Annotated in this window: 9 protein-coding genes and 1 pseudogene; 2 read left to right on the top strand and 8 right to left on the bottom strand. The window is 39.5% G+C overall.

All coding sequences use genetic code 11. From position 1 onward, the window contains the following. Positions 1 to 57: 57 nt before the first annotated feature. From P6280_RS04705 to P6280_RS04670, 8 genes and pseudogenes are all read right to left on the bottom strand, one after another. A pseudogene (locus tag P6280_RS04705) lies at positions 58 to 628 on the bottom strand (outer membrane beta-barrel protein). Continuing rightward, a complete protein-coding gene (hefC, locus tag P6280_RS04700; RefSeq protein WP_180519823.1) occupies positions 625 to 3,705 on the bottom strand; it encodes an efflux RND transporter permease subunit HefC in 3,081 nt (1,026 codons plus the stop codon). The pseudogene P6280_RS04705 and the gene hefC overlap by 4 nt, the downstream one beginning before the upstream one ends. Before the next feature lie 12 nt (positions 3,706 to 3,717). Beyond that, a complete protein-coding gene (hefB, locus tag P6280_RS04695; RefSeq protein WP_000619691.1) occupies positions 3,718 to 4,422 on the bottom strand; it encodes an efflux RND transporter periplasmic adaptor subunit HefB in 705 nt (234 codons plus the stop codon). A 10-nt stretch (positions 4,423 to 4,432) separates the two neighbouring features. Continuing rightward, a complete protein-coding gene (hefA, locus tag P6280_RS04690; RefSeq protein ID WP_283237461.1) occupies positions 4,433 to 5,866 on the bottom strand; it encodes an efflux RND transporter outer membrane subunit HefA in 1,434 nt (477 codons plus the stop codon). A 24-nt stretch (positions 5,867 to 5,890) separates the two neighbouring features. Then, positions 5,891 to 6,910, bottom strand: a complete 1,020-nt coding sequence (hemE, locus tag P6280_RS04685; protein WP_283237119.1) for a uroporphyrinogen decarboxylase — start codon at positions 6,908 to 6,910, stop codon at positions 5,891 to 5,893. A 68-nt stretch (positions 6,911 to 6,978) separates the two neighbouring features. Continuing rightward, positions 6,979 to 7,596: a hypothetical protein gene (locus tag P6280_RS04680; protein WP_283237118.1), complete on the bottom strand. Its 618-nt coding sequence runs from the start codon at positions 7,594 to 7,596 to the stop codon at positions 6,979 to 6,981. Beyond that, complete coding sequence (locus P6280_RS04675; RefSeq protein ID WP_283237117.1) at positions 7,593 to 8,249, bottom strand: 3-methyladenine DNA glycosylase; 657 nt, start codon at positions 8,247 to 8,249, stop codon at positions 7,593 to 7,595. The genes P6280_RS04680 and P6280_RS04675 overlap by 4 nt, the downstream gene beginning before the upstream one ends. A gap of 117 nt (positions 8,250 to 8,366) precedes the next feature. Continuing rightward, a complete protein-coding gene (locus P6280_RS04670) occupies positions 8,367 to 9,899 on the bottom strand; it encodes a flagellin A (RefSeq protein ID WP_283237116.1) in 1,533 nt (510 codons plus the stop codon). A 106-nt stretch (positions 9,900 to 10,005) separates the two neighbouring features. Between P6280_RS04670 and P6280_RS04665 the strand changes: the two genes are divergently transcribed. Both P6280_RS04665 and tlpD read left to right on the top strand, forming a co-directional pair. After that, entirely contained in the window at positions 10,006 to 10,935 is a 930-nt protein-coding gene (locus P6280_RS04665) for an ATP-binding cassette domain-containing protein (RefSeq protein ID WP_283237115.1), read from the top strand. A 71-nt stretch (positions 10,936 to 11,006) separates the two neighbouring features. Continuing rightward, a complete protein-coding gene (gene tlpD / locus P6280_RS04660) occupies positions 11,007 to 12,308 on the top strand; it encodes a chemotaxis chemoreceptor TlpD (RefSeq protein WP_283237114.1) in 1,302 nt (433 codons plus the stop codon). The last annotated feature ends 20 nt before the right edge of the window (positions 12,309 to 12,328 follow it).

Raw genomic sequence — 12,328 nt, 5'->3', positions numbered from 1 at the left:
GTTATAGGGATCGTATCTTGTAAATGGAAGCCATCATTGGGCTATTTGGAACCTTTTTTAAAACGCGTAACTATAAGCCGCATGGATAAAAAACGCTCTCTAAAAAATAAGGATTTTTAAAAGAATTTCTGGTGTTTGAAAAAGGGATTTTAGCCCCAATCTCTATGCGGTGGTGGTAATCAATCGTGCTACCAAGCCCCACATTAAACAAGCCGTTATAACCCATAAACGAACTATTTTTCATGCCTAAATGGTTGCTTTGGTAAAAATACCCTATCCCAAGCCCCCCATATACCCCAAAGCTGTATTTTTTGTAAGTGTAAAAATCGCTCAACACATCTGCATTCAGGCTCAATAAAGAAGTGTTAATCGTGTGCAATGCGGTGGGTTTTATCGCCATAAGGTAGGAAAATTCACCCCTTAGCGCTAGAGCTTTAAAAAAAGCGAATTGATACCCCCCTTTAGCCCCCCATAAAAAAGCCGTATAAGAAGAATTGCTAACGGGTTTTGGGGTTATTTCAATAGGGGCTAAACCCACCATAGCCCCAAAATAAATATGACTTTTTTTAGGCTCAAACGCCCCTAACAAGCCCACCCATAAAGCCAAGATTAAAACAATTTTTTTCATTCTAAAGTTTTTTGGTTTTGATAAAACCGCTTGATTTTGTCGTCTATGGGAGCGAGAAGGCGATAAAACACCGGCACAATGAGTAAGCTTAACACCATAGAAATCATTAAGCCCCCACTCATCGCAATCCCTATAGGGGATTTCATCGCCGCTCCATCCCCACTCGCCAACGCTAAAGGCAGCATGCCGCAAACCATCGCAATGGTCGTCATTAAAATCGGTCTTAGACGGGTTTTGCCGGCAAACAAAATGGCTTCTTGGATATTCAAACCTTTTTTACGCTCTTCATTCGCCACATCAATTAAAAGCGTGGCGTTTTTACCCACCATACCAATGAGCAAGATCAAGCCTATCATAGAGAACATGCTCAAAGGCTGATGGACTAAACCCAGAGCAAAAAACGCCCCTGAAAAGCTTAAAGGCATGGTAACCATGATAATAAAAGGCTCTAAAATGGACTCATACAACGCCGCTAAAATCATATAAATCAACACAAACGCTGTCGCTAGAGCGATCAAAAACTCCCCATTGGTCTCTTTAGCGTTATCCGCTTCTCCGGTGAATCTGTAATTCGCCCCTTCAACCAGCCACTCTTTAGTGTTTTTGCTCACTTGCGTTAAAATTTCCCCTAAAGAGATACCTGCTTTAGGCTGAGCGAGCACCGTAACGCTGCGTTGGCGGTTATAGCGAGAAATACTGGACGGGCTTTTAGTTTCTGTGATTTCCACTAAAGCGTCTAAAAACATCAATTTATCGTATTTATTACGCACTTGCAAGCGTTTGATGTCTTCTACAGAAACGCGTTTGTTATCAGGCACTCTAATAATCATGTCGTATTCTTTACCATCTTCTTTGAACACGCTCGCTTGAGAAGTCCCAGAGAAAGCAGAGCTCACCACTGAGCCAATAGTTTGAGCGCTCACGCCGTATTTGTTGGCGTTTTGTCTTAAGATTTTCAGTTGCAGTTGCGGTTGCGATTCGCTCGTGCTTGTATGATAGCCTTCAATCTTGCCTTTTAATTCAGGGCTTTCCAATAAGAATTTTTTCAAATTTGCCACGCTTTTATCCACCGCTTCTTGAGAATGGGAAAACACAAAGGTTTGGAAGGGCGAACTATCCCCACCGCCCCCTATAAGAGCAACTTCAGAAAGATTAATAGTATCTAAACCTTTAGCTTCAGGCATGCTTTTTAATTCCTTCCTTAAAGCGCTCATCAACTCAAATTGCCCTAATTCATGCTCTTTTTTGCGCTCTTTTAAAGGCTTGAGCTGCACAAAAATTTTAGCCTTAAAAGGGTTTTGTGTGGTGCCATAACCCACTTGCAAGGTGGTAAATTCCACCTCAGCATGTTTTTCAATCGCTTTTTGAAAGATCTTACTCTTTTGTGTCATGTAATCTATGCTCACGCCCGGTTTAGCCTTAAGCCACACTAAAAACCTCCCCCTATCTTCTTTCAGCATGAACTCCATACCCAATTTAGAAGCCACAAAAAGCGAACCCACAAACACCAAAACCACCGCTATAAAGATAATGAGCTTGTGGTTTAATACCCATTGGAGTAATTTGGTATAACGAGATTCTAAAGCCTTAAAAAAAGGCTCACTCCACACATAAAAACGAGAATGCCTGGGATTGACCACGACTGAGCTTACCATGGGGATAATCGTAACGACCACCACATACGATAAAGCGATCGCTAAAGCCACCGTGATCCCAAAGCTTTGGAAAAAGCGCCCGATAATGCCTTTCATGTTCCCTATAGGCACAAAAACAGAGAGCAGCATCGCTGAAATCGCTACTAGAGCAAAGCCAATTTCCCTCACCCCCTCATAACTCGCTTTGCGTTTGTTCATGCCCATTTCTAGCTTTTTATGGATGTTTTCAATCACCACGATCGCATCATCAATGATAATCCCTATCGCTAGCGTTAAAGCCACCATGGTGAGCATGTTTAATGAAAAGCCCATCCATTGAATAAGCGCAAAAGTCCCCATGACAGAAATAGGGATAGAGATCGCTGAAACGAGGGTGATCGTGCCGTTACGCAAGAACGCAAACACCACTAAAACCGCCAAAATCGCCCCTAAGACCAAGTCAAATTTCACATCTTCAATAGAGGTGCGGATATAGCCCGTGGTGTCTAAAAAGGGTCTGATTTCATAGTTAGGGCTAATGGCTTGAATGTGTTTTAAAGCTTCATACACCCTATCTACGATTTCAATTTCATTCGCTCCGGCAATCTTTTGGATTTCCAAAATCACACCAGGCTTGTCTTTAAAGCTCGCAAAAGTGTTGTCTTCTTCCAAACCGATTTCAATCTTTGCAATATCCCCAAGACGCACATGATTACCCACTTGAATCTTTTCCACATCCGCCACGCTGTAACTATTCGCATTCACCAAAATAGACAATTCCCTTTGGCTATTGACAATGCGCCCCCCATCAATTTCCACATTCTCCGCTTTAAGCGTGCTGAAAAGATCCGCATAAGTCAGGTTGTATTTATTCATCAAAGTGGGATCTGCATAAATCCTAATCTGGCGTTCTCTAAAGCCGTTGAGTTGCACGCCCCCTACCCCATCGATTTTTTGGAGCATGGGTTTAATGGTTTTTTTAGCGTAGTCATTAAGGGTTGTAGCAGGCACGCTTGAACTGCTCACGAATAACGAAATAATGGCTTGGCTGTCGGTATCAAATTTATTGATAGAGGGTTTTTTAATGTTAGAATCATCAAAACGCACCGAAGAAATTTTATTAACCACATCGTTTAAGGCTTCTTCATTAGGCTTTTCTAATTCAAACTCAATGACAACAATGCTCACATTTTTAGAACTCGTAGAAGTAACCTTTTTGATCCCATCAATCCCCATCACCGCTTCTTCAATCTTGTCGGTTACCTTACTTTCTATGATTTCAGCGCTAGCCCCAGGATAAGTCGTAGTAACCACCACCGTAGGCAGATCAATTTTAGGGAAAAGCGCCACGCTCAATTTTTTAAAACCCATAGTCCCAAAAAAGACAATCGCCAAAGCAAACATCAAGGTCGTAATAGGACGATTAATCGCTGTTTTATACATCAAAAGATCCTATTATTTCGTTTGGATAAACCCATCGCCAAAAAGCCCCACTGCCATAGGCTTAGATAAAAGGGCTTCAGCGCTCACTTTTCTGGTGTTTTCATCAACCGTGGGGTAAATTTTAGTGATTTTAGCTTCATGCTGATTGGAATCTCCGTCTATAGAATAAGTGTAAATATCCCCCACTTTGACCGCATTAATATATTTAGAATCAAATTCAATAACCAATTTCCTAGCATGGCTGACTAATCTCAATAACACCGTGTTATTCGCGCTCACCCCTTCGCCCACTTGAATGTTTTTACTCGCTATTACGCCATCAAAAGGGGCTCTCAAAATGGTTTTATTCAATAGCGCAATAGAATAAGCGTAATCTGATTCCAAGCGCCTGTAATTGAACTCATAACTCTCTAGAGTGTTTTTATCCACAGCGCCCCCAATTTTGCTGTATCGTTGGTATTGCTTTTTAGCGAAAATGAGTTGTTGCTCGGTAGAATCGCTTTGAGCCTGCTTGTCTTGATTATACAAAAGCAACAAAACATCGCCCTTTTTGACCACGCTCCCCTCAGTAACCTTAATGCTATCCACAATCCCTGTGCTGTCTAAGGTGAGCTTGGAGTCTTGCATCGCTTTCACATTGAAAATCGCATACACTCTCTCGCCAGCTTCCAAACTCAAAAGACTCAAAAAAAGTCCTATTAAAATTTTTCGTATCATTTTTATTCCCTTAATGCACATAGTCGTCTATTTTATGCCCGCTGTTGAAAATGTAATTGGCTTTTTGCACTTCATAATTATTGAGCGCTAAATTGTAAGCCACTTCTGCATCAAAGCGCGTGGTTAAGCCCCTTAAATAGGTGGTGAAATCCACTAAATTAGCGTCGTATTTCCTTTTAATATTGGCAAAAGAAAGATTAGCCGCATCCAAACTAGCCTTTGAAGATTCAATTTTGGCTCTGGCAATATCAAGCGACTTTCTGTAAAGCTGTTCGTCTTTTTCTTGCTCCAATTTTTTATACGCTAAATTCTTTTCATTCGCTAATCGGCCTAGCATGATAGATTGTTTTTGCAAACTCAACCCTATATCATAAAAAAATTTCATGCTCGCAGTAACCCCAGCCGTATTTTGCTGACCGGGGTAGAAGTTCCCAAAACCCCCCAAAGCGTAAGCGGGTTTTTGGATCCAAAACAACCATGAGTCATAAACATCTATCGTAGGGTAATAGTTGAGCTGTTTGTTTTGGTATTTGAGCGCAGAAATTTGCTCCCTTAAAGAAACTAAATCTTGCCTTTCTCTCAATTGCAAATTAGGCACATCAATCGTAGTCTTTTTTAAATTTTTCACACTGAGATTAGTGAGATATTCTAAAGTCAAGCGGTTTTGCTCCAAAGCAAATTGCATGTCTAAAATATCGTATTCGCTCAAATTCCCTTGCGCTTTTAAGCTTTGCAAATCATCAATCGTGGTTAGCCCTTTGTCATAGAGCTTAGTAACCCTTTTAATGTCTGTTTTGATTTGCTCCAATTTCTTTTGTAAAGCGATCATGCGAGCGAGATTGTTAAAATACTCATAATATTGTTGCACCACTTGCAAATACACGCTCTGGCGGCTATACTCTAAATTAGCCACAGTGGATCGGTAAGTCGCAGACTTTTCTTTGACATTATTCACATCGCTAAAACCATTAAACACATTCAATTTGACTTGAGCTTGGAGTTGTTGCGTGTTATAATGCTTGAAGTTTGGAGTATCCCTAGCTTCATTTTTAAAATAATAATTCGCATCCAAAGTGGGCAAAAACATCGCTTTGGCGATGGTATGGTTTTTCATCGCTTGCTTGACACTGAGTTCTTGCGCTTGCAAACTGAGATTAGTGGTAGCCCCCTTTAGCAATTCATAAAGCCCCAAAGCGGCTTTATCGCTTTTTTCATGGTATTTAGCAATCTCTTGATTGATAGTGGTCGCTGTTTCTTTAGGTTGGGGCAAAAAACTCGGTGTTGCTTCTAAAGAACTTGTCGGCGGATCAATGAGCTTTAAATTCTTATGGCTGTAATTGTTAAGGATTTGCTTGATTTCATCTGGGGTTTTAGAGGGGGTTTGGGCTAGAGCTAAAACTGCACACAAGCCCCATAAACTAACATATCTTATAATAGTTTTCATCATAATAGTTTTCATCAATCCCCCCTATCGCCTGGTTTTAGCATGCACTAATTGCACTAAATATTTTGCGTTTTCTCTGGGTAAATCCGGCAACATCCCATGCCCTAAATTAAAAATATGCCCTTGATGGCCCATGACTTTTAGAATCCTTTCAACCCCTTCTTCTAAAGCGTTTTTATCATAAAGGCGGGTGGGTTCTAAATTCCCTTGCAAAACATACTTATCGCCTAAAATCTTTTTTGCCGCCTCTAAAGGCGTGCCCCAATCCACGCCAAACACATCAAATTCTCCGTCTATGCTATCCAAATAAGCGCCAATCCCTTTAGGGAAAAGGATAACCGGGATATGCGCATAGCGTTTTTTAAGCTCTTTAGAGATTTTTTTCAAATAATCCCAACTGAATTTCAAATACGCTTCTTTTTCTAAAGCGCTAGCCCATGAGTCAAAGATCATCACCGCATTGACCCCTGCTTGGATCTGAAGGCTCAAATACTCTATCAATTCAAGGCTTAATTTTTCTAAAAGCGCTTTTAAAACTTCAGGCTCGCTATAGAGCATTTTCTTGCTTTTAGCATACGATTTGCTCCCTTCGCCTTCTATCATGTAAGTCGCTAAAGTCCAAGGCGATCCGCAAAAACCGATTAACGCTTTCTCTTTAGAAAGCTTTTGGCGCGTTTGAGAAATCGTATCATAGACATAGTTTAGTTGTTTATAAGCCCCTATTTTTAGGCTTTCCACGCTTTTTAAATCCGTAATAGTTTCTAAAAAATGTGGCCCCTTTTTAGGGATAAACTCCAAATTCAAGCCCATTTCCAAAGGCACTACTAAAATATCGCTAAACAAAATAGCCGCATCCACGCCTAAAATCTCTACCGGCTGTAAGGTAACTTCTGTGGCTAAATCGCTATTTTTACACAACTCCAAGAAACTCCCCGCTTTTTTACGGCTCTCTTGGTATTCGCTAAGGTAACGCCCCGCTTGTCTCATCATCCAAATGGGCGTGTAAGGCGTTTCCTTTCTAAAACATGCATCAATGAAAATCATCATAAATCCTTAAAGGTTTGTCTGATTATGGTTTTTATACTCTATAGTTAATTATTAAAATGAATATTTTACCCTAAAAATCTCGTAAAATCATAAAAGGTGAAAGTGATACCAATAGAATAAATATTCAATCGTGGCGTGCCAAAGGCTTTAGAAAATTTGCTTTGGATAAAATAAAAAGGGATACCACCCCTTGCTTCTACACTCAAGCCAAAATTTTTAGCCGCATTGAAAAACAAGCCCACACTCCCCACCGCTGATTGGATATTGAATTGATACTTATCAATCTTAGCCCCTAAAATTTGAAGCTGATAGCCTAAGGCGATTTTAGGGATAACCCACCCCTTAAAAAGCCTCACCCCAGCCATAAACCCAGCGCTCATGAAATACGAATCGCCCATTCCTGCATCCAAATACCCCCCTAATAAAGCTTTCTTTTTCAAAGTATAACCCGCTTCAAAGCCCAAAGAAGCGTCATGGTAAATTTTATCCATTAAAATAGGAGAGCGGTTTTTAGGGCGGATGGGGGATCTTTTAGTCGTCTCTGCATGCTGGTAAAGATAGCCGATTTTAAAAGAGCCAAAATATTTTTTAGTAGGCTCTAAAGGTTTAAAAAAATCCCCATCCTTTTTGGCTAGTAAAACCCCTTTTAAAAGGCTTAAGATTAAGAAAAATCTAAAAATCAAAGCTTTAATTCCAATTTTTGTTTGGAAAATTCTACAATCTTTCCATGGAATCTCGCATAAAGTTGCGCTAAAGAAATGGTGTTTTCATAAAGCGCTAAGGCGGAATTTAAATTCTCTTGAACGCCTTTTTCAAAAAAATTTTGCAATTCGTCATAATCTTCTATCTCTATGCCTAATTTTTTTAAAAAAAGATAGCTGTATTTATCCACCACCATCACTTCTCTAGCGCACACATAGCATAAAATCGCATCCGCGCTTTCTTTGCCAATGCCCTTTTGGTCTAAAAGCCACTCTCTGGTTACTTCTTGTTTAAAATTTTCAAAACTTTGAAAGTCTTTTAAAATATTCTCGCTCAAATTAATCAGTCGTTTGGCTTTTTGGTTATAAAACCCGCTAGGGCGGACACACTCTGCAAGCTTTGAAAAATCCATATAAGCGATTTTTTTAAGATTGGTTTCATCATCATTTTCTAAAATGAAAGCGTTTTTTAGATTTTCTAAAGATTTCAAAACGGCTTCAAATTTAGTGTTTTGCGTTAAAACCGCCCCTAGTAGAGCTTCAAATTTCAAAGCGTTAGGCCACCACCAAGCAGGGGCGTTTTTCAATAAATCCAAACTCTTTAAAGCCTTTAAAATCTCAAAGCTATCCAACACAATAACCGCCTATGAAAAAAAGAAATAAAAAAGAGTATTTTATTAAAAAAGAAGCAAAAATTAAAGCGAAAAGCCAACGCTTAAAGCGTTAGCCCCATACAAACACCTTTCTTAAAACTAAGTTAAAAGCCTTAAGATATTTTGTTGGACGGTGTTGGCTTGACTCATCGCATAGCTGCCTGATTGCGCCAAAATGTTGTTTTTATTGAAATTCGCGCTCTCTTCAGCAAAATCCACATCCCTGATTTGAGATTCAGCCGCTTTAACATTCACTTGAGTGATGCTGATGTTATTCACGGTGCTAATCATTTGATTTTGCACAGAACCTAAATCAGAGCGGACTTTATCCAACATTTTCATCGCAGACTCGGCAATATCAATCACCACCATCGCGCCTCTTAAGGTTGTAACCCCAGATCCCAAGCTTTGGTTACCGCTAGCGATCACGGCGTTATAGTTCGCGCCACTGGCTGATTTGACGTTAGCGTTAAAATTCCCGGTAACATCGCGCAAATTCACCGTGGTTTCTGCCACTTGAGATTCCCCAAAACCAATCGCTGTGAAACCTAAATGCTGTGAGTCAGAAGCCGAAACGACATTGATGCTCTTAGCGTCTAATCGTGTGAGAGAAAGCCTTCCGTAGTTAGTAGAGCCTTTTGTTAAATCCTGACCGCCATTAACCATCGTTAAAGCGCTAGGCCCATTACTGACGCTATCGGTTTTGATTTCAATCCCACGACCATCTAAACTGCGCAAATTCAAGCGTCCGTTTTGATCCGTGTAAGCTTCCACGCCGGTTTCTGAAGTAACCGCATTGATCGCTGCGACTAACCTTCCGTCTGAGTCGTTTTTCTTAATGTCTGCGATATTGCCCAAATGAATCCCATTTAAGGTTAAATTACTCAAACTTCCTGACTGGACTGCCACATCGCTCGTGGTGATAACGCTCGCATAAGCTTTAACCCCTGTTTGGTTAGAGTTTTTGTTAATCACTTCTGCTAACACGCCAATCCCTGTGCCTGCTGAACTAGAGATTTTTACGCTCTCTAAAGTTACATCATTCACGCCATCCACTTGTTTAAAAGTCAAGCTAATATCCCCAGAAGCCGTGATTAACGCACCCGTAGCGATACGAACCTGACCGATTTTATCTGAAGTGGTAGAGCCGATAGAAGCTTTAATGCTTTGGTTAGAATAAGCCCCTACTTGGAATTCTTTGTTGGTGAATTGACCAGACAATAACGCTTGCCCGTTATAAGTAGTCGTGTTACCGATATTATCTAAACCTTGAATCAAACGAACGATGTCAGATTGAATCGCTTTACGAGATTCTGTAGTTTGCCCGTCTTGAGCCGCTTGAGTCGCTTTAACCTTAACGGTGTCTAAGATTTTCAACTGCTCATCCATAGCCTTATCCGCAACCTGGATAATCCCCATGCCGTCATTCGTGTTGGCAATCGCTTGACCCAAACTGTTCGCTTGTGAACGCAAAGAATCCGCCACCGTCATGCCTGATGCGTCATCAGCCGCTTTATTAATCCTTAAACCTGAACTCAATCTCTCCAATGAAGTTTTAAGCGCATTTTGAGTGAGTACGGATTGCACATGCGCATTCATCGCATTGATATTTGTATTGACCCGAAAAGCCATTGTTGTAACTCCTTGTTATAAAAAACCCAAAGGCATCCTTGCTTTTGGTTGAAACTATTATCGGTTAAAGTTTGAAATTTTAAAAAATGGACTATAATAAAGAAAATTGATACCAAATCTTACTGAAGCAATTGCTGGCTATATCCAAGCATTTAGCTCTACCCAGCAGCAGCTACAAGATTTATCATTTTATGGAAAGTGGTTTTTTGCTATCAATAAATACTTTGAAAATTATTTCTGTATTTTAGATTACAAAATACCGAAACCAGAAACACAAATCAAATTAGAAGAAAAAATCCATAGCATTACATTTGAAAATGTTAGTTTCTCTTATCCTAATTCAAAGCTTATTTTTGAAAACTTTAATCTCTCTTTACACTCTGATAAAATTTATGCATTAGTCGGCAAGAATGCTAGCGGAAAAACCACGCTGATTAAATTATTGCTAGGGTTTTATATCCCAAATTCAGGTCAAATTATTATCAATAACAAATACTCGTTACAAGATTTAGAGCTAAACAGCTACCACCAACAAATGAGCGCTGTATTCCAAGATTTTTCTCTTTATGCTGGGTATAGCATTGATGATAATCTTTTCATGCAAAACAACCCCACAAAAGAGCAATTAAAACAAAAGAGAGAAATGCTAAAATCTTTTGATGAAAATTTTCAAAATTGTCTTAATGATTACAGCAACGCATTATTTGGAGCCCAATATAATGGTGTAGATTTTTCTTTAGGTCAAAAGCAACGCATAGCTATCATAAGAGCCTTTTTAAAACCAAGTCATTGTGTTGTTTTAGATGAACCAAGTAGCGCTATTGACCCCATTGTAGAAAAAGAGTTTTTGGATTTTATTTTTAAACAAACGCAATCTAAGATGGCTTTAATCATTACGCACCGCATGGGTAGTGTCAGACAGGCTAATGAAATTATTGTGTTAGACAAAGGCAAACTTGTAGAACAGGGCAACTTTGAAACCCTTATAAAGAAACAGGGCTTATTTTCTGAATTGTATTTGAAGCAGCAATACTAACGAGCGGTTAAAATGTTTGGTAATTTTGGGTATAATCTCAAAAGATTCAAATTTAAATAAGGAATGCCACCATGTTTGGGAATAAGCAGTTGCAACTTCAAATCCATCAAAAAGATTCTGAAATTACGGAGTTAAAAAAAGAAATCAATCTCTATCAAAGCCTTTTAAATTTGTGCTTGCATGAAGGTTTTGTAGGTATTAAAAACAATAAAGTCGTTTTTAAGAGTGGGAATCTTGCAAGCTTGAACAATTTAGAAGAACAAAGCGTTCATTTTAAAGAGAATGCAGAGAGCGTTAATTTACAAGGGGTTTCTTATTCTTTAAAAAGCCAAAATATTGATGGCGTGCAGTATTTTTCACTAGCCAAAAAAACAAGGGGTGTGGGGGAATACCATAAAAATGATTTGTTTAAGACTTTTTGCGCGAGCTTAAAAGAAGGCTTAGAGAACGCGCAAGAAAGCATGCAGTATTTCCATCAAGAAACCGGCTTGCTCTTAAATGCGGCTAAAAATGGTGAAGCACATTCTGCTGAAGGATTGGGGACGGTTAATAAAACGGGGCAAGACATTGAATCGCTTTATGAAAAGATGCAAAACGCCACTTCGTTAGCGGACTCTCTCAACCAACGGAGCAATGAGATCACTCAAGTCATTTCTTTGATTGATGATATTGCAGAACAAACCAATCTATTAGCCCTAAATGCCGCTATTGAGGCCGCACGAGCGGGCGAGCATGGGAGAGGGTTTGCGGTGGTGGCTGATGAGGTGAGAAAACTCGCTGAAAAAACCCAAAAAGCCACTAAAGAAATCGCTGTCGTGGTTAAAAGCATGCAACAAGAAGCGAACGACATTCAAACCAACACCCACGATATTAATTCTATTGTAGGCTCTATTAAGGGCGATGTGGAAGAGCTTAAATCCACCGTAAAAAACAACATGATTGTCGCGCAAGCGGCAAAATACACCATCTACAATATCAATAACCGGGTGTTTTGCGGTCTAGCCAAACTTGATCATGTGGTCTTTAAAAACAATCTTTATGGCATGGTTTTTGGTCTTAACTCCTTTGATATTACCAGCCATAAGAATTGCCGCTTAGGCAAATGGTATTATGAGGGTGCGGGCAAAGAGAATTTTTCCAACACTTCAGGCTATAGAGCTTTAGAAAGCCACCATGCGAGCGTGCATGCTGAAGCTAATGATTTGGTTAAAGCCGTTCAAGAAGACCACATTACCGATTCAAAATACCTAGAGCATAAAGTGCATTTAATGGAAGATAGCGCTAAACATGTCAAAGAAAATATTGATAAGATGTTTTACGAAAAACAAGATGAACTCAATAAAATCATTGAAAAAATTCAAAAAGGCGAATGATTCCATTCAATGAAGTGTTT

It is taken from the genome of Helicobacter sp. 219-2, from assembly GCF_030053225.1.
Classification (GTDB): domain Bacteria; phylum Campylobacterota; class Campylobacteria; order Campylobacterales; family Helicobacteraceae; genus Helicobacter; species Helicobacter pylori_C.
This window is presented reverse-complemented; position numbering and strand designations above follow the sequence as displayed.